The organism is Blautia sp. NSJ-140, from assembly GCF_022868965.1.
Classification (GTDB): domain Bacteria; phylum Bacillota; class Clostridia; order Lachnospirales; family Lachnospiraceae; genus Blautia_A.
In genome coordinates, this window is sequence record NZ_JALIFS010000003.1 from 257944 (window position 1) to 277467 (window position 19524).

Annotated in this window: 15 protein-coding genes; all 15 read right to left on the reverse strand. The window is 45.7% G+C overall.

Translation table 11 applies throughout. The features are described from left to right. Positions 1-47 precede the first annotated feature (47 nt). The 15 genes from MUB50_RS05560 to mutS all read right to left on the reverse strand — a co-directional run bounded on the left by MUB50_RS05560 (position 48) and on the right by mutS (position 19488). Positions 48-1217 (reverse strand): D-alanyl-D-alanine carboxypeptidase family protein, encoded by a 1170-nt coding sequence (locus tag MUB50_RS05560; protein WP_173753641.1) that lies wholly within the window; start codon positions 1215-1217, stop codon positions 48-50. After that, positions 1214-2389 carry an FtsW/RodA/SpoVE family cell cycle protein gene (locus MUB50_RS05565; RefSeq protein WP_118369262.1) on the reverse strand — a complete coding sequence of 392 codons (1176 nt, stop codon included), beginning with the start codon at positions 2387-2389 and terminating at the stop codon, positions 1214-1216. Before MUB50_RS05565 ends, MUB50_RS05560 begins: the two co-directional genes overlap by 4 nt. A gap of 3 nt (positions 2390-2392) precedes the next feature. Then, positions 2393-2632 (reverse strand): cell division topological specificity factor MinE, encoded by a 240-nt coding sequence (gene minE, locus MUB50_RS05570; RefSeq protein ID WP_015525127.1) that lies wholly within the window; start codon positions 2630-2632, stop codon positions 2393-2395. 45 nt (positions 2633-2677) lie between these two features. Next, positions 2678-3466, reverse strand: coding sequence for a septum site-determining protein MinD (gene minD / locus MUB50_RS05575; protein ID WP_015525126.1), 789 nt, complete (start codon positions 3464-3466; stop codon positions 2678-2680). Positions 3467-3523: 57 nt separating this feature from the next. Next, positions 3524-6421, reverse strand: coding sequence for a penicillin-binding transpeptidase domain-containing protein (locus MUB50_RS05580; RefSeq protein WP_118369264.1), 2898 nt, complete (start codon positions 6419-6421; stop codon positions 3524-3526). Further along, a complete protein-coding gene (mreD, locus tag MUB50_RS05585) occupies positions 6406-6933 on the reverse strand; it encodes a rod shape-determining protein MreD (RefSeq protein WP_021652034.1) in 528 nt (175 codons plus the stop codon). Before mreD ends, MUB50_RS05580 begins: the two co-directional genes overlap by 16 nt. Further along, positions 6923-7819 (reverse strand): rod shape-determining protein MreC, encoded by an 897-nt coding sequence (gene mreC, locus MUB50_RS05590; RefSeq protein ID WP_118515481.1) that lies wholly within the window; start codon positions 7817-7819, stop codon positions 6923-6925. The genes mreD and mreC overlap by 11 nt, the downstream gene beginning before the upstream one ends. Before the next feature lie 13 nt (positions 7820-7832). Beyond that, complete coding sequence (locus MUB50_RS05595; protein ID WP_118515483.1) at positions 7833-8846, reverse strand: rod shape-determining protein; 1014 nt, start codon at positions 8844-8846, stop codon at positions 7833-7835. Positions 8847-8862: 16 nt separating this feature from the next. Continuing rightward, positions 8863-9570, reverse strand: coding sequence for a RadC family protein (gene radC / locus MUB50_RS05600; RefSeq protein ID WP_118515485.1), 708 nt, complete (start codon positions 9568-9570; stop codon positions 8863-8865). Between the two features lie 105 nt (positions 9571-9675). Continuing rightward, positions 9676-11277, reverse strand: a complete 1602-nt coding sequence (locus tag MUB50_RS05605) for an NAD(P)/FAD-dependent oxidoreductase (protein WP_118515487.1) — start codon at positions 11275-11277, stop codon at positions 9676-9678. Beyond that, complete coding sequence (locus MUB50_RS05610; protein WP_118515489.1) at positions 11274-12479, reverse strand: NAD(P)/FAD-dependent oxidoreductase; 1206 nt, start codon at positions 12477-12479, stop codon at positions 11274-11276. The genes MUB50_RS05605 and MUB50_RS05610 overlap by 4 nt, the downstream gene beginning before the upstream one ends. Next, a complete protein-coding gene (locus MUB50_RS05615) occupies positions 12476-13750 on the reverse strand; it encodes a methionine gamma-lyase family protein (protein WP_244790400.1) in 1275 nt (424 codons plus the stop codon). Before MUB50_RS05615 ends, MUB50_RS05610 begins: the two co-directional genes overlap by 4 nt. A gap of 21 nt (positions 13751-13771) precedes the next feature. After that, a complete protein-coding gene (miaA, locus tag MUB50_RS05620) occupies positions 13772-14725 on the reverse strand; it encodes a tRNA (adenosine(37)-N6)-dimethylallyltransferase MiaA (RefSeq protein ID WP_118515493.1) in 954 nt (317 codons plus the stop codon). A 27-nt stretch (positions 14726-14752) separates the two neighbouring features. Then, the gene (gene mutL / locus MUB50_RS05625; RefSeq protein WP_244790402.1) at positions 14753-16864 is read right to left on the reverse strand and encodes a DNA mismatch repair endonuclease MutL; all 2112 of its coding nucleotides are present in this window, start codon (positions 16862-16864) and stop codon (positions 14753-14755) included. Positions 16865-16869: 5 nt separating this feature from the next. After that, on the reverse strand, positions 16870-19488 hold the full coding sequence (mutS, locus tag MUB50_RS05630) for a DNA mismatch repair protein MutS (RefSeq protein ID WP_118624914.1): 2619 nt from the start codon (positions 19486-19488) through the stop codon (positions 16870-16872). Positions 19489-19524: the final 36 nt, after the last annotated feature.

Here is a 19524-nt window from a genome sequence, read left to right on the forward strand (position 1 = left end):
TAAAATTTCAAACAGATTTGCTTTTTTATTTTTGGTTTGTAATCCTGTCAGTTGATGTTCTGGAGCAAGGATGTCATTTCCTGATAAAGAACATCCTTTGAAGACGCACCCATGACGATGGAAATAAATGGCTTCCCATAAGCATTCTGGCTTAAAAGTGCGAGACAGTTACCGGCTTTATCGGTTGTTCCAGTTTTTCCTCCAAGGATAGTGACATCCTTAGGAGTTGCTGCCTCTCCGGTAAGATAATGATCTGTAGCGGGTAAGGTAGCACTTGCGTCGGAGCCATCGGAATGCTTATAGCTAACTGTATAAGATGCCATTTGTGTGATGTCTGTAAACTCCGGATAATTCAGGGCTTCTTTCAGCATCAGATAAATGTCATAAGGCGTTGTATAATGATTTTCGTCCTGAAGACCATGGGGATTGGTAAAGTGAGTTCCTGTACAGCCAAGTTCTGCAGCAAAGCTGTTCATCATTTCTACAAATTTATCTGTTGTTCCACCTATGTGTTCCGCAATGGCAGATGCTGCATCATTGGCAGAATAAACAAGAAGACAATGAAGAAGCTGATCCATGGTAACCTGATCTCCCGCCTGGAAACCAGCTACCTGAGAACCGGATTCCAGGGTAACATTCTCCTGTGAGATCGTTACTGTATCATCCATGTTCCCATATTTCAGTGCAAGCATAGCTGTCATGATCTTTGTGATGCTGGCAGGATAAACCTTGTTGTAGGCACCTTTTGCATAGAGTACCTTTTTATCACTGAGATTCAGAAGCACACCGGATTGGCTGTCATCCAGACTGACAGAATCCAGAGCAACATCTTTTGTAACAACACAGAGATTATGGGCGAAACCTGCCGCGCGCTGTTCTTCCTTGGAAGTCAGAGTATTATCAAATTCGGAGAATGCATTGAAAGAATTTGCAGGAGTGGAAAAATCACCGCCCTTCAGCATGTAAACGCCAAAACCGCCAGCTGTACATAGTACGATCAGCAGAAGAAGGAGAAAAATAGTGTTGCGGATCCTTTTACGACGCATCCGTTTCATCCGTGTATTCTGAGCTTTACGTCTGGCAGAAACAGTTCTGTCAGACGGCGTGGTGGAAGTTCTTTTTGTCCCCCTGGAGGCTGTATGTGCAGCCCGGGAAGCCTGACCTCTGGAAGGATTGCCAGAACGTACATGAGTTTTTACAGGTTCTTTACGTGTCATAAGTATTCCTCTTTCCGAAAGTAGGTATCCGATTTCTGACCTTTTTTCTGTAATTCTTTATTATATGCACTGCTCTGCAGTCCTACATTGAGAACAAGTCCCATACCCATAAACAGGCTGATCAGAGAAGTAAGACCATAGCTTACAAAAGGAAGCGGAGTACCTGTGTTTGGTGCAAGACCGGTAGCAACACAGATGTTGATGAAGCTCTGTATGGAAACAATGCTTCCAACACCGCAGCATATGATCTTACCGGCAAGATCCTTGGCCCGCAGGCTCATACGGATACATTCAAAGGTGATCAGAAACAGCAGCAGTACGATCAGAGTACAGCCGATAAATCCGTACTGCTCTCCAGCCACCGCAAAAATAAAGTCGGTCTGATTCTCAGAAACAAAGTTTCCATCATTTACGGATGTAACACTGGTGTCATTACTGAAAGCACGTCCCACAAGCTCTCCGGAGGCGATGGCTGTTTTTGAGTTGTTCTGCTGTTCAATATCATCTGCGTATTCTTCGTTCTCCGGATACAGGAATGACATGATACGGTTTCTCTGGTAATCCTGTATCAGTTTCTGATCCGGCTGCACGATAATGGACAGAAAGATGATGGCCAGAGGAATCGCGATCAAGGCTACACCGCCGATGATCTTATAACTAAGTCCTGCGATGTAGATCAGAATACAGAACAGAACAGTTACGGTGATGGTGTTTTTCATATCCGGCTGTACATAGATCAGCATCAGTGGGATGACCAGAAGGACAGCTGATTGTATCAGAGTCTTTAAAGTATTCAGATCTTCCTCATGATCCATAAAAAATTTGGCAAAAAACAGGATAATAATGATCTTTGAAAGCTCGGTAGGCTGGAATCGGATAAAACCTAAATCCACCCATCTGGCAGCACCATTGGCGCTGGATCCGAAGAACCGGACAGCCAGAAGCATAACGATATTAAATCCATACATGATCCATTGAAAGTTCAGCAGCCAGGAATAATCCATCAGTGAAAGGATCAGCATAAAGACCACACCGATGATCACACCCAGAAGCTGACGTGTGCGAAGGTAGTCGGCAGCTGTTCCTACAAGCTGAATTCCAATAAAGCTGATCGCCAGGAGAAAGGTCACCAGTCGAAAATTGTAAAACCGCAGCTTATACTGTTTAATCATAAATTATGCATCTCTTTTCTTAAGTACGGGTATGACTGCATGCAGAACAGGTGGTTCCTGTGTGATCTGTATGGTCACCCCTGGTTCATCAATTACAACGTATTTTTTTACGGCATGTATCAGATCGTTCCGTAAAAGCTTCATCATCTGTGGAGAACAGTCTATGCGTTCCGATACAAGAAGAAGCTTCATCCTGTCGCGTGCATAGCCTGCAGAGTGGTTTTTCCCGGAGAAAAATCCCATAATCATTCCTCCTGTGATGAAAAATGTCAGACAGCAAAGTGTCTCTTATTTTCGAAAAATGCTGCCAAGACGGTGGAATACACCATTTTTCCGACGGACAGTAACATAAGGGACTTCTTCGCCCATAAGCCTCCGGCAGATATTGCGATACTCTTCTTCTGCCTGAGAATTTTTTCCGGATAAAGGTTCTCCCTGATTTGTGGAGATCACGATTTGTTCATCATCCAGGATCGCACCGATCAGATCCACAGCCAGGATTTCCAACACATCTTCTACAGACATCATATCACCTCTGGCGATCATTTCCGGTCGAAGCCGGTTGATGATCAGCCGGATATCCCGGAGCCCTCCGGACTCCAGCAACCCGATGATACGGTCTGCATCACGGATCGCGGAAACTTCCGGTGTGGTCACGACCAGTGCACGGTCCGCCCCGGCTACTGCATTTTTGAATCCCTGTTCAATTCCTGCCGGACAATCCAGAAGGACATAATCGAATTCTTCCCGGAGATCATCGGTAAGCTTGATCATCTGTTCCGGAGATACGGCAGTTTTGTCCTTGGTCTGGGCAGACGGAAGAAGATACAGTTCTGAATGCCGACGATCCCGGATCAGTGCCTGTTTCAGGCGGCAGCTCCCATTGATCACATCAACCAGATTGTAAACAATACGGTTCTCCAGTCCCATGACAACATCCAGATTTCGGAGTCCGATATCGGTATCTACAACTGCAACCCTTTTTCCCATGGCAGCCAGTCCGGTCCCGATATTTGCCACGGTGGTGGTTTTTCCAACACCGCCTTTTCCAGATGTAATGACAATGACTTCACTCATGTTTTCTGATTCCTCCTATAAAATGTTCCACACTTCTGGTATCCTCATAAAGTTTGTTTAGTCATTCGATACATTACTGGTATCGCTTGCTGCATAGCCAGTGAGAATGGTGCTTTCATCTGCAAGTCCGAAAATGTATTTAAAGATATCATTAGCTGCAAGGCAGGCATTACCGGATGCATATCCGTTTGCGATTCGAACAGATATTGCGTACTTGGGATCAGAAACAGGCGCATATCCGATAAAAAGTGCATTGTTCGGATGATAATAGTCAATCTCGGCAGTACCGGTTTTTCCTGCTGCTTCAACTCCAAGTCCGTTAAACTGATCATGAGTCTGCACCACACGATACATACCGTCATGGATGTCATCCCAGATATTGCTGGAAAGATCCAGCTGTCCAGCTGTTTCGGAAGGATATTCCTTTATAAGTTTTCCTTTGGAATCCGTCACACGGTCCAGAAGGGAAAGCTTATAGATCGTACCGGAAGTGGCGATCGTTGACGCATAACGTGCAAGCTGGCTGGTCGTAAACGCATTGGTACCCTGTCCAATATAGGAAGGGACGGCGTTTTTGTCAGAAACCTGCGGAGAAGCCTCGGAAATTTCAATGCCGGTTTTCTGATCCAATCCCATGAGGGAAGCATATTTCTGAAGCATTCCAAGACTTCTGGCTTCAGAAAAGTTACCTTCGGAATCTTTACCAAGTTCGAAACCAATCGTAGTGAAAAATACGTTACAGGACTGCTCAATGGCTTCACGGATATCAAGAGAACCGTGGCCCTGTTTATTCCAGCAGTTGATCGGAGGTGTTACAAGGTCAAAGCTTCCTGTACATTCAATATATGTGCCATCATCTATTACGCCCTCAGACATGCCGGCAACAGTAGATAAGATCTTTAAGGTAGATCCTGGAGCCGTCTTCTGCTGTGTTGCCTTGTTGAAGAACGGGCTGGAAAGATCTGTGGAAAGCTTTGCATAATAATCAGTATCCATATTGTTGGTCAGACGATTATTATCATATCCCGGATAGGAAACACATGCGAGAACATTTCCGGTTGCAGTATCTGTGATCACCGCAGATGCAGAGCACGGAGCCAACGCAAGCTGGGCCGGTGTGATCTCAAGATTTGCGATCTTGCGATACATGAAGGTGTAGGCATCAAGACCACCGGAGGCCATTGTCTGATACAGCTCGTCTTCTTTGGAAAGAACGCCCTGTTCATAGAGAACAAGACACAGATCTTCTCCACTGATGGTGTCTTCCTGAAGCATATATTTATACAGAAGCTTTGAAAAGCCTGTATCTGTTTTCAGGTAATCAATGATATAGGCGGTAAGAGCCTGATAGATCTCTTCAGAATCCAGATATTCTCCGGAGGTTGAGATCTGGGAAATATCGATCCAGTTCTGACTGGCAGCGTAGTTCAGATAATCCTTCAGACTGATACTCTGATCATTTTTCCAGGCTTTGTATGTTTCATCCGCGGTATCAATGGAATCACTTTTCAGTACCTTCAAGGTATTGGTAAGAAGATCATCACAGATATAGGTAAGATATTCCTGCATCTGCGTATCTTCATCCTTATAGGCTGGAGGATTGTCGCCTGTCAGCCTGTTACTTATTGTATCAAAAACCTGTTGCTGTTTTTGCTGAAATTTGACGTATAAATTTTTTTCTGTATCGGAAGCATCTGCATCACTGAATTTATTGATATCGATCACACTGTTTGCGATCAGTGCATTGTATACATCATAGATTGGGATGGTGATCTTACTTGCATCTTTCTCTGCTTCATAATCAAAGCTTTTATTCGGTGTCAGTTTAGAGAGGACAATACCAGCAACACGCTGTTCCAGGATCTGGTAAATACTCTTCTGCCAGTCGGAATCAATGGTCAGATAAACATCGTTTCCGGCCACAGGATCAACAGTTTTAGAATTGTCAATGTCAAGGACTTTACCAAGATTATCAACTGTGACCGTTTCTTCTCCGTCTTTTCCCTGAAGTTCAAGCTCCATATACTGTTCGATTCCGGCTTTTCCAACAACCGCATCATTGGAATAATCAGGATTATCCTTACGAAGGGTTTCCAATTCCTCAGAAGAGGCCTGGCCTGTGTAACCGAGGATCGGCGCCATACTCTCATCGTCCACATATTTTCTGGTGGAATCTTCTACAATGTCAATACCCTGGAGAGCGGCCTGATTTTCTTTTATGGCTGCCACAGATTTTTCACTGACATTTGTTGCAATGGTCACCGGCATATATTTCTTGAAACTGTTGGTGTTCAGCTGATAGCGCATGATCGCAATTTCGAGGATTTCCTGTTTAGTAAGTTCTTCCGGAAGAGAATGTGCGGCAAGTTCTTCCGGGGTGTAGGCATCTTTTCCGTAAAGAACGATAGAAAATCCGCTGCTTCCGGTAAGATGATCCATGATCTGGGCTGCGGTTGCGTTTTTCTGCTCATCACTGAGATCATCAATCTGTGCTTCTCCGTAAATATCCGCACGGAAACGGTTAAGAGTAAATCCTTCATCTACATCAAAAGCATAATCTCCATGATCATTGACGGTAATATGAAAATTATCAGATAAGCTGTCCCCGTTTTTGGAAAGAATCTGTAATACCTGATAGGCGATACCGTTCAGAGTCAGATTCTTTTCTCTGGTGCTGTTGTATGTACCGCTATCTTCGAATGTGACAGAATATGCAAGTACATTGGAGGCGACAACTGTGCCGTTACGGTCATAAATATTACCACGGGTGCTTTTGATCACGCGTGTTTTGGTGGTACGTGTCTGAAATTTACTGATGTAATCCTCTCCCTGTATGATCTGCAGACTGAAAAGCTGCCGGACCAGAACAGATGACAGAAAAATAAATACGATCACAAGAACTGTAGTACGTTTCAGACGGATTTTTTTGATGATTTTTTTTATTTTAATTCCCAAATAGACTCACTTTCTTTCCTTACAGTATCCATTAAGTGGTAGTTGATCCAGTAAAATACCCGGTATACGATGATGGTGAGAAAAACCGTATATACAATTTCGGGGATAATGATCCTGTATATGTAGGTCCAGAATCCAAGACGGCCTCTGAGCAGAAACTGGAGGCCATACACAGCCAGATTATAAAGAAGATCTGTTCCTGCTACAAGAAAAAGCGGAACTTTCAGATCATCATCATAAAAACTGCGGAATGCATAGCCGCTGATAAAACCTATATACATATAGATCAGTGCATAAAATCCAAACAATGATCCATAAAAGAGATCGACAAAAAGCCCGGAAAAAAATCCAGTCCACAGACCGACTTTTCTTCCACGCATAAGTCCCATGGATACACACAGGATCAAAAGCAGATTTGGAGTGATGGATCCAATGGAAATACGGTCCATTACTGTGCACTGAAGGAGAAAACAGACAATGATAGTGATAAATAATATAATCCTATTTTTCATTGGACGCATCCTCCGATTTGTCTATCGCGTCCTGTTTATTGGTGGTGATCACAAATACATCTTTCAGATGACCGAAATCAACCGGGGTAACGATCGTACCTGCTTTTGTCAGGTTATTGGGATCCTGTTGGATCTCACTGACATAACCAATAAACAGTCCTTCCACATATTTTTCACTGATATTTGATGTGACAATACGTTCTCCGACTGTTACCTTGTTATCCTGATCGTAAAGCTGCTCAAAGCTTAATTTACCTTCATCGATCAGTTTCAGATCTCCGGTGACAACGCAGTTGTCGGAGGTACTGACTGCCATAGCACTGACATTGCTGCTGTCATCGATGATGGAACGGACAGTAGCCCAGGAGGGCCCCACTTCTGTGACGATACCCACAAGACCCTTTCCGGCGATCACGTTGTTATCAACCCGGATCCCGTTATTACTGCCTTTGTTGATCATAAAGGTATCATACCAGTTTCCGGGATCTTTGGAGATTATCCTTGCGGCAACCTTGGGATAGTCGGTATATTCCTGATCAAGATCGTAAAGTTCCTTCAGGCGTGTGAGCTCTGTCTGGTCCTGGATCAGGATGTTGTTTTGCTCCGTAAGACTGTTGATCTGACTTTTCAGCTCTTCGTTTTCCTGAAGCACGTCCTGTTTGTCACGAAGATTGTTTTTTACATTTCCAAATATATCGCTGACACCGGCGATCCCCTTTTCAAAGGGAACGATAAGAAAACCGGCTACCTCCTGAAGTGGTGCGGAAGAGGTTCCGGAGGCTGCTGTGGCTACAATGCAGCTTCCACAGAAAAGTGTCATGATTACCAGAAGATGTTTACTTTTTAAATTAAAATGAAAACGCACTTTTTTTCGGATGTTTTTCATTATATATGCCCCTTTACAGTTTTTTCTGCTTTACCGGCTGGGCCCATTTGCGCAGGTTTCTGTCGCGGATGATTTTTTCCAGGCCGTATGCTGCAGAAGTTTCATACAGATCAGAAAGATTAAAGGCAAATCCTGTATAGCTAGCCAGATAGTTATCTATATAAGGTAGCCGTGTACTGCCGCCGGTCAGATAAATGCCCTCTTTTGCAATATGATAAGCGATCTGTGGCGGGGTACGTTCCAGAAAAGATTTCATCTCTGCTGCGATCTGGTTCACACAGTTGGCGATCCCCTCATTAACAACGTAGGCAGAAATAACTTCTTCTCGTGGAAGTCCGGAAATACTGTCGATCCCGACTACTTTTCGGGCTTCTTTTTTCTGATCGTTCAGTCTTCCCATAACTACTTTCAGACGTTTTGCAGTTCGTGTTCCAATCTGAAGATTATAATGTTTTCGGATCTCGCTGCAGATAGATTCGTTCATCTGTCTGCCTCCGATGGGGATCTTACGGCTAATGATGATCTTGCCGTCGGTTATGATGGAAAGCGCTGTACTCTGTGCACCGATGTTTACGATCATGCTTCCCTGATTTTTTTCAGGGTCGATTCCCATGGCAATGGCATCTGCAATAGGGGACTCCACCATAAAAACACGGTTTTTTCGCAGCCAGTGGCCATTGACCAGATAATAATATGCCCTCTTTTCGATAGCCGTCATATCAAGTGGCACGGAAAAATACATGTCTGCTCCGAGACCGGATGTATGATCGATCTTTTTTATCATGCTGTAAAGGACGATCTCCTGCAATTCCAGATTTGCCAGCATACCGAAAGCCATGGGAGAATTTACGGAAATATCCGCAGGTGATTTTTCAAACATTTCATAAGCTTCGTTCCCTATGGCAAGGATCCGGCGTCCTCTGTAGGCTACCATGTTCTTTTCTATGTAACTTTTGTTTCTGAAAAATGAATAGACTTTTACAGAGCTGCTTCCAAGGTCTACTCCGTAATTATTTCTAAAAAGCATAAATCCGTCCCTTCACTTAAGTATATTCATCAAAAATCCCTTTTTCGCGGAAACTGACATACCTGTGATCACCGATGATGATATGATCCAGAAGATGGATGCCGAGGAGTTCACCGCAATGATAAATCCGTTCCGTAACATCCAGATCAGCCTGACTGGGGGATGGATCACCACCCGGATGATTGTGGACCAGGATCAGGTTCACCGCACGATATTTTGCAGCTTCTACGAAGATTTCTCTTGGTGTGATCAGTGTGGCATTGACTGTACCGCGGCTTAAAAGCTGTTCACCCGACAAATGGTTATGTCCGTCCAGCATCATGCAGTAAAGCAATTCCTGTTCTTCATGCCGGAGCCGCTCCATATAATACTTCGCAATGGTTACCGGATGGTGAAAAGACAATTCCGGTTTTGCAGCTGCGGTTGCCATACGCTTGGAAAGTTCCCCGATACATTTCAGCTGTATGGCTTTTACCTTACCGATCCCATGGATCTTCATCAGTTCCTGCATGGAAATATGAAACAGTCCAAGCAGGCCACTGTATCCGGTCTGTTTCGATAAATTCAGGATTTTATCTGCCAGAGTCAGGGAACTAGATCCCTGTACGCCACAGCGCAGAATCACGGCAAGAAGCTCTCGATCGCTTAAGGACTGTTCTCCTTCCCGCAGACATTTTTCATACGGGCGCTGATAATCTGGCATTTCCATTATAGTATCTTTCATATGATTTCCCTTTTCGCTCTCGAAGAAGGGGATGCAAAATTGCAGAAGTTATTTTAGCATAAAAAGGCAGGGATGTACACTCTATCCCGGAAATTTCCACTTTTTTCATATTTTGTTTACAGGCAGGGCATAAACGGAAGCGACTGCTTCTGCCACCTTGATCCCGTCCATCGCTGCGGATGTAATGCCTCCGGCGTAACCGGCGCCCTCTCCGCAGGGGTAGATCCCTTCTATATTGGAAGTGAGCTTTTTCGGTTCCCGAACGATCCGTACAGGAGAAGAAGTACGGCTTTCTACTCCTTCCAGCAATGCATCCGGCCGGTCAAAACCGGAAAGCTTTTTTCCAAAAGCATGGATTCCTGCTTCAATGGAATCGCCGATCTCTTTCGGGAAAATACTGCGGACATCGGTAAGTGTATAAGCTCCTTTGATACAGGGGATCACATCTCCAAGCCTGGTACTTTTCTGATGTGTACAGTAATCTTTGAAAAGCTGTACCGGGATTTTTCCGTTTCCGGCTTCCCAGGCAGCGCGCTCCAGTTTTCTCTGCAGAGCGATTCCGCCGAGAACTCCCTCTTCAGGAAAATCAGAAGGGTTTACCGTAACGATGATAGCACTGTTGGCATTATGGCTGTCACGTGCCTGATAGCTCATACCATTCACTGCAAGCATATCTTCTTCAGAAGATGCATTTACAACATATCCGCCGGGACACATACAGAAAGAATAAACGCCACGTCCGTTTTCCAGTGTATGGGTAACTTTGTAGCTGGCTGCACCCAGACGGTCGTTTTCCGGTTCTCCGTAAAGATCCCGGTTGATCATGGTCTGAGGATGCTCCACGCGTACCCCCACCGCAAAAGATTTCGGCTCCATATTTATATTGTGTTTATCCAGCATGGCAAATGTATCTCTGGCGCTGTGGCCGGGAGCAAGAATACAGATTTCTGCTGGTATTTCCTCTTTTGCATTGACAATGACTGCGTTAAGCTTCCGGTCACGGATTATCAGATCAGTTACTGTGGAACGAAAACGGAATTCCCCACCCATTTCTTCAATCTGATGACGCATAAACTGAACGATACCTACAAGCTGATCTGTGCCAAGATGAGGCTTTTGCTGGTAAAGGATCTCGGAAGGAGCTCCTGCCTCCACAAATCGGGAAAGAACCTCCCTTCCTCTTCCAAAAGTATCTTTTACCAGAGTGTTCAGCTTTCCATCGGAAAAAGTCCCTGCACCGCCCTCTCCGAACTGTACATTGGAATCCGGATCCAGGATGCCGTTTTTCCAGAAATTTTCCACTGTTTCCTGTCGTTTGTCTGCTTCTTCTCCCCGTTCCAGTACCAGTGGACAGTACCCGGCTTTGGCCAGGTACCAGGCACAGAATAATCCTGCAGGTCCGCTTCCGATCACTACAGGACGATGGGACAGAGTTTCAGAGCCAGATGAGGGAAAATGATATTTCTTCTCAGAGGTTAACATAATATTTTTATTGTGAACTTTTTTGAGAACACGGGATTCGTTATCCAGTTTAATATCTACAGTGTAGACAAATTTTTTTTCCTCTTTGTGCCGGGCATCCAGAGATTGTTTTCGGATCTCATAGGTGAACGGCTGATTTCCAAGACGAAGTATTTTTGCTATTTTTCGGTGAAGCTGCTCTTCTGTATGGGTGATGGGAAGCTTCAGCTGTGTGATCCGGATCATTTTTCTTCCTCCTTTGCTGCCCAGATACCGGCGGCAGCTCCGCTTGACCATGCCCACTGCAGGTTATAACCTCCGCAGGTACCGTCAATGTCAAGGAGCTCTCCGGCAAAATAAAGACCTTTATGAAGTCTGGACTCCAAGGTTTTGCTGTGAACTTCAGACGTATCCACTCCACCGGAACAAACCTGTGCCTGTTCAAAGGAAAGGCCGTTTTTTACCGGGAGACGAAAATCGGTGATCCCGCGGATAAGATCCTTCTGTGCGCATAAAACACGGATCAGTTTTTCAGGAAAAAGTCCGATTAGAAGTTCTTTTTCTGTTTTGTAAGGGCAGGCTGCTTTTCTGTGCTCCAGGTATTCTTCCAGCTCTTTCCGGCTCAGTTCCGGAAAAAAATTTATGGAAAGCTCCACATTTTTGTTTTCATGGACGGCACGGATAGCATAGCGGGAAATCTGGAATACCGGGATCCCGGATACACCGTAATCGGTAAGCTGCAGCTCTCCCTGCTGGGAGACTGTCGGTGTGCCGTCTATATAAAGTGTTATCGTCCCTTCTGTTCGTACACCACTCCAGCCGGAAAAAGAATTTCCCTTACATTTCAGAGCTGTCAGAGCTGGAAGGGGTTCGATCAGATGATGTCCAAGACTTTTTGCAATTTCGTATCCGCTTTCGCAGGAACCTGCAACGGAAGAAGCACGGGAACCATTTGCAAGGATCACGGCATCACCACTGTAGGTCCATCCGTCAGTATGGATCTTCCACCGTCCGTCTGCAAAAGACACGCCGGTAACAGTCTGATTGGTTTTCAGCTTTACCTTCAGGCTGCGTGCCTTCATGACAAGAACATCTACTACACTCTGTGCCTGGTTGCTTCGGGGATAGATCCATCCGTTGCGGTCTGTGGTACAGATTCCCAATTCCTGAAAGAATTTCAGAGTTTTTTCCACAGGAAACTGTGCCAGAGCATCTTTGGCAAATTCAGGATGAGATCCCCGGTAAGCGTTTTCATCCTGATTCAGGTTCGTCATATTACAACGGCCATTTCCCGTAGCACAGATTTTTCTGCCGGGACGGTCATTTTGTTCCAGAACCGTAACTGCAGCTCCGTTTATAGCAGCCTGAATAGCTGCCATAAGACCGGAAGCACCGGCTCCTACGACAAAGATCTGTTTTTTTAAGTCCGGTCCTTCGGATTTTTTCATAATTTCACAAGTTCCTTATCAACCATATACTGAAGAGATTTCAGGATTCCCAGCTTTGCATGCTCCCAGGTAAGACCACCCTGGAAATAAACTGCATAAGGAGGTTTCATGGGGCCATCGGCAGAAAGCTCAATGGAAGAACCCTGGATGAAAGCACCTGCTGCCATGATCACCTGACTGTCATATCCCGGCATATCCCACGGCTCTGGTGTCACAAAGCTGTCTACCGGTGCAGCAGCCTGGATACCCTGGCAGAATGCTACAAGACCCTCCGGTGTTCCGAGAGTGACCGCCTGGATGATATCCTGACGTGGCTCTGTGCTGTTGGGAACTACCGGGAAACCAAGCTTTTCATAAATGTTCGCTGCAAAAACAGCGCCCTTTAAAGCTCCTTTGGTGATCATCGGTGCAAGGAAAAATCCCTGATACAGAGAACGGTTTACACCAAGAGTTGCACCGACTTCCATGCCCAGTCCCGGGCAGGTCATACGGTAGGAGGCATTTTCCACACAGTCTTTTCTTCCTGCGATATAACCACCGATAGGAGCAAGGCCACCACCTGGATTTTTGATCAGGGAGCCGACCATAATATCCGCACCTACATCACTTGGCTCGATGGTATCTACGAATTCTCCGTAGCAGTTATCTACCATGCAGATCACATCCGGCTTGATCTTTTTTACAAAAGAGATCAGCTCACCGATCTGTTTTACGGAGAAAGAAGGACGGGTCTGATAGCCTTTGGAACGCTGGATGGTTACCAGCTTTGTTTTTTCATTGACTGCTTTTCTGATGTTTTCATAATCAAAGGTGCCATCCTCGAGAAGATCCACCTGACGATATTTTACGCCATATTCCGCAAGGGAACCATTGGATGGGCGGATACCGATCACTTCTTCCAGGGTATCGTAAGGCTTTCCTACAGGAGAAAGAAGCTCGTCACCGGGGCGCAGGTTTCCGAAGAGAGCAATGGCAAGTGCATGAGTTCCGCAGGTGATCTGCGGGCGTACCAGACAGGCTTCTGTGTGGAAGGTATCGGCATAGACCTGCTCCAGAGTTTCGCGGCCAAGGTCGTTGTAGCCATAACCGGAGGAAGCTCCGAAACAAGCCTCACTGACACGGTTCTTCTGCATGGCGCGGATAACCTTCATCTGGTTGTATTCTGCAGTCTTATCAAATTTCTCAAAACGTTCTTTCAGGGAATCTTCCACGGATTTACCGAAATCGTAAACTGAGGAAGAGATTCCAAGCTGTGCATATAATTCTTTCATGATCATTTTTCCTTTTTTATTTTATTTGGCATGGAGGATTCCCTTTTCCCTGCATACAGAAAGCATGTAGGAAAGGATCCTGCTGTCATCGTAATCAAAGTTATTTTTATCTACCCAGGTTACCTCGCCTTCTCTGCGGAACCAGGTAAGCTGACGTTTGGCAAAGTGTCTGGTGTCACGTTTCAGGACCCGTACGGCTTCCTCATAAGAATATTTTCCGTCCATCCAGTCCAGGATTTCCTTATAGCCAAGCCCCTGCATGGAAACCATTCCCCTGTGGCAGCCAAGCTCCCGAAGTTTTTTAACTTCTTCTGTCAGACCGTTTTTCAGCATTTCGTCCACTCTTGTGTCAATGCGTTCATAGAGAAGGGGGCGTGGTGCGTTCAGGACGAAATAAGCCAGTGCATAGGGACTGGTATGCTCCTTCTGTTCTTCATTATGCTCGGAGATCCTGGTACCGTTCTGTTTATAAAATTCCAGGGCACGTATCACCCGCTTGACATTGTTCTCATGGATATCTTTGGCTGACTTGGGATCGACCTTGGCAAGCATGTCATGGAGAAATGCAGGCCCCTTCTGCTCTGCCAGTTCTTCCAGCTCACTGCGGTAATGTTCATCCTGGTCGGAGCTGGTAAAATCAATATCTCTGGTCACAGACTGAATATAAAATCCTGTGCCGCCTACCAGGATCGGAATCCGGCCTTTGTCATAAATTTTGTCCATGGCATCTTTTGCCATCTGCTGAAAAAGAACAATGTTAAAATCTTCTGTTGGCTCCAGTACATCCACCAGATGATGTGGGACGCCATCCATTTCTTCCGGCGTGATCTTGGCGGAACCGATATCCATGTGGCGGTAAACCTGCATGGAGTCCGCGGAAATGATCTCTCCGTTTACTGCTTTTGCAAGGGCAATGGAAAGCTTTGTTTTTCCCACGGCAGTAGGCCCGGTAAGCACGATAAGAGGTTTTTTCATATATTTCCTCCGTTTATGTTAAGTATCTTACACGATACGTTTGAATTTTTTTTCGATTTCTGTCTTACTCATGGCAATGATCGTTGGTCTTCCATGAGGACAGTTATAAGGATTTTTCAGTGTCAATAATTCATCGATCAGCTTGTCAGCTTCCTGAGGCGACATAGAATGATTGCCTTTTACAGCAGCCTTACAGGCCATGGTCGCAAGCCTTGAGGCAAAAATTTCAAAGGCATCCTTGGAACCGTCTGCAGTGAGGTGGTCCAGCATTTCCAGAAACAGCTCTTCTTCTGTCATTCCCAGAAGGCTGGAGGGAACCGCACTGATACTGTACTCCCTTCCGCCAAAGGGTTCGATCTCAAAGCCGAAATCTCGGAAATACTTTTCGTTTGCCTTCAGCAGATTCTCCTCCTCAAGGCTGAGTGAAACGATCAGTGGCGGACTTACATACTGGGACTGGATGTTCTGGGACTGAAACAGCTTTACGAATCGCTCATAATATACTTTTTCATGAGCAGCATGCTGGTCAATGATATAAAAATTATCCTCGAACTGTACCAGCCAGTAGGTGTCAAACAGCTGTCCGATCAGCCTGTGGCGGCTTCTGGATTCAGGAGCAAGAAGCCGTTCTTCAAACAGTTCCAGCTGTTTTGGCGGTTCCTGTTCCTGAGATTTGATCGGCTCGTTGTCTACCTCAGGAGGTGCCGATTCAGCAGGCTTTTCAGAAATCACTCCAGAATCTGCTGTTTCTGCAGCGGAATTTTCATTTCTTCCGTCTTTTAATGTTCCGGAAAACATTTCCTCTTCTTCTTTTGTAAAAGGCTGTGATCCATATACGGGGTTTTCCCGCAGAGAATCCACATGTTTGTATTTATCTGCAGAAGAAGCAGAAGAACTGTGAGCTGTTTCAGCTGAGCCATAGGAGGCGGTACCATTTGTCGACTTATCATAAGGCATCGATGGAACCGGCGTTGTACGTACTTCAGAAGCTGCCGGTGCAGTATGGGAAGCTATATTTGCCGTCCGGTTCGGGTGACCGTACATCTCCTGACGCCGTTTTACTTCAAAAGGCTCCGGAATATTTCCTGGCTTTATCTGTTCTGTGCGGGATGTCGGTTCGTCTTTTCCCACAGATACCTGAGGGATCAGTTCTCTGTGGGTCAATGCCTTGCGGACAGTTTCATAAATGGCCGTATAAACTTCGGTTTCTCTGGCAAAACGCACCTCTCTCTTTGCGGGATGCACATTAACATCCAGGTCATTGCCATCCATTTCGATCCGAAGGGAGACAAACGGAAATTTATGCTGCATGACAAGTCCCTTATATCCGTCCTCAATGCCCTTGGTAATGATCTTGTTTTTAACATACCTGCCATTGATATAATAATTCTCAAAAGTACGGTTTCCTCTGGAAATCTCCGGTTTCCCCACAAAGCCCTCGATCTTCATGAAATCATTTTCATAGGAAACATCCAGAAGCGCCTTGGCGATCTCCCGTCCGTAAACACTGTAGATCACGTCTTTTACACTGTAGTTTCCGGAACTGGAAAGCTTTACCTGACGGTTCTGGATATATTTAAAGGAGATTTCCGGATGGGAAAGCGCCAGCTGCTCCATCAGAGTATTGATGTAACCGGCTTCTGTCATATCGGATTTCAGGAATTTGCTTCTTGCAGGTGTATTGTAAAAGAGGTTTCGAATTAGAAAGGTTGTTCCCTCGGGTGCCCCCATTTCCTCCAGAGACTGTTCTTTTCCGCCTTCGATCACATAACGGGTACCACTGATCCCGGAAGGCGTCTTTGTGATCAGCTCCACCTGGGAGACAGCGGCAATACTGGAAAGTGCTTCACCACGGAAGCCAAGAGAGGCAATGTGGGTCAGGTCTTCTACCTTTTCAATTTTACTTGTGGCATGGCGGAGAAAAGCAAGCGGAACCTGCTCTGCATCCATTCCGGAGCCATTATCCGTGATACGGATCAGCTTTTTTCCACCGTCTGTGATCTCCACAGTAATAGCGGTAGCACCTGCGTCAATGGCATTTTCCACAAGCTCTTTTACAACAGAGGAGGGGCGCTCTACGACCTCTCCTGCTGCGATCTTATCAATGGTATTCTGGTCTAAAACTGCAATTTTTTTCAAGGGTATCACCACCGGTTCTTAATTTTGTTCTGCAGGTTATAGAGAATATTCAAAGCTTCCATTGGTGTCAGATTTCCAATCTCCAGGTTTTTGATCTCTTCAATGATATCATTGTCCTGTACCGTGTCAAACAGTGACATCTGTGCCATATCTACCTGATCATAGGTGATTTTCTGCTTTTTCTTTGGAGCGGTCAGATCTTTTACAGCTGCGGTGATATCTGCATCACTGAGCTCCTCTACCAGTTCCTTGGCACGCTGGATCACGGAATCCGGAACTCCGGCAAGCTTGGCTACCTGGATACCATAGCTTTTATCTGCTCCGCCTTTTACGATCTTACGCAGAAATACGATATCGTCGCCTTTTTCCTTGACAGCGATACAGTAGTTGTTGACACCGGAAAGCTTACCTTCCAGTTCGGTAAGCTCATGATAATGGGTCGCAAATAAGGTCTTGGCGCCGCAGAGTTTGGTATTGCTGATATGTTCGATCACTGCCCAGGCAATGGAAAGACCGTCAAAGGTACTGGTTCCACGTCCAATCTCATCCAGGATCAGAAGACTTCGGGAAGTGGCATTACGAAGAATGTTGGCAACCTCTGTCATCTCCACCATAAAGGTACTCTGTCCGCTTGCAAGGTCATCGGATGCTCCCACACGGGTGAAGATCCGGTCAACCACACCGATATTCGCACTGTCCGCAGGAACAAAGCTTCCGATCTGTGCCATCAGTACGATCAGCGCTGTCTGGCGCATGTATGTGGATTTTCCGGCCATGTTCGGTCCTGTGATAATGGAGATACGTTTTTTGTGGTTGTCAAGATACGTATCATTTGGAATGAACATATCGTTTTCAATCATTTGTTCCACAACCGGGTGGCGGCCATTTCGGATATCAATGAGGCCGGTTTCATTGATCTTGGGCCGGACAAAGTTATTCCTCTGTGCAACCAGTGCAAGGGAAGCAAAAACATCCAGAGCCGCTACTGCCTTTGCAGTACGCTGGATACGGACAACCTCAGCTCCAACCTGATCACGGATATCTGAAAACAGTTCAAATTCTAATGCATAAAGTTTATCTTCCGCTCCAAGGATCAGATCCTCCAGATCCTTCAGCTCCTGGGTGATGTAACGCTCTGCGTTGGTAAGAGTCTGTTTGCGGATATAGTTCTCCGGCACGAGATCCTTGAAAGTGTTGGTAACTTCCAGGGAATAGCCGAATACACGGTTATATTTGATCTTCAGGCTCTTGATACCGGTGCGTTCTCGCTCTCTTGCTTCCAGTTCAGATAACCACTTCTTTCCATCTGTCCGGGAGCGGCGGAATTTATCCACATCTTCGTTATAACCTTCCCGAATGATACCGCCGTCCTTCTGGGCAAGGGGCGGATCATCAGCAATGGAATTACGGATCAGAGCGGTAATGTCTGACAGTGGATCCATGTCTTCGTTGATCTGCATAAGCAGCGGAGATTTAAATTCTGCAAGGATCTGCTTTATATACGGCAGCATTTCCAGGGAAGAGGCAAAGGAAACCAAATCTCTTGGGTTGGCGGATTTATAGCTGATACGACTTATCAGACGTTCCAGATCGTAGATCGGATTTAAGTATTCCCGGATCTCATCACGTTCCATAGGTTTTGCGTTCAGTTCTTCCAAGGCACCAAGTCTCTTTTCAATTTCCTCTGCATCGATCAGAGGCTGTTCCACATAAGAACGAAGGGTTCTTGCACCCATGGCGGTTTTGGTCTTATCCAGAACCCAGAGAAGAGAACCTCTTTTCTGCTTTTCGCGCATGGTTTCCACAAGCTCAAGGTTACGACGGCTGGAGCTGTCGATGAGCATATATTTTTCAGCAGAGTATGGGCGGATGCTTGCCATATGGGAAAGTGCTGTTTTTTGTGTTTCCTTCAGATACAGGAACAGTGCACCGGAGGCAATGATCCCGCTGTCATAATCTCCGATCCCGAGACCTTCCAGATTTCCTACGTGAAAATGCTCTTTCAGGGTTTTCTGACACAGCTGGTCGTCAAAGTACCAGGGATCCAGAGCAAATACACAGATCCCAAGACGCCCCTTCAGATCCGCTACATCCACACCGCTTAAAAGAAAGGCGTCGTTGCAGATGATCTCTGCAGGTGTAAACTTATTGATCTCATCCAGAAGCTTCTGTGGTTTATCCAGTTCTGTGAGAAAACAGTCACCGGTTGTGATATCTGCAATTGCACAGCCAAAATGATCTCCGATGGAGACAATGGACATCAGATAATTGTTTTTGGACTCGTCCAGTGACATGGTATCCAGAGTAGTTCCCGGTGTGACAATGCGGACAACCTCTCGTTTAACAAGACCCTTGGCTTTTTTCGGATCTTCTACCTGTTCGCAGATGGCAACCTTATAGCCCTTTTCGATCAGCCGGTTGATATAAGTTTCCGCAGCATGAAAAGGAACGCCACACATGGGCGCTCTCTCTTCCAGTCCGCAGTCTTTTCCTGTAAGTGTAATTTCCAGTTCCCTGGATGCAGTCAGTGCATCCTCAAAGAACATTTCATAAAAATCGCCCAGACGGTAAAAAAGGATACAGTCGCTGTACTCTTCTTTGGTCTTTATGTATTCTTTCATCATCGGTGATAATACACTAATATCCTCCGGAAACCCAGT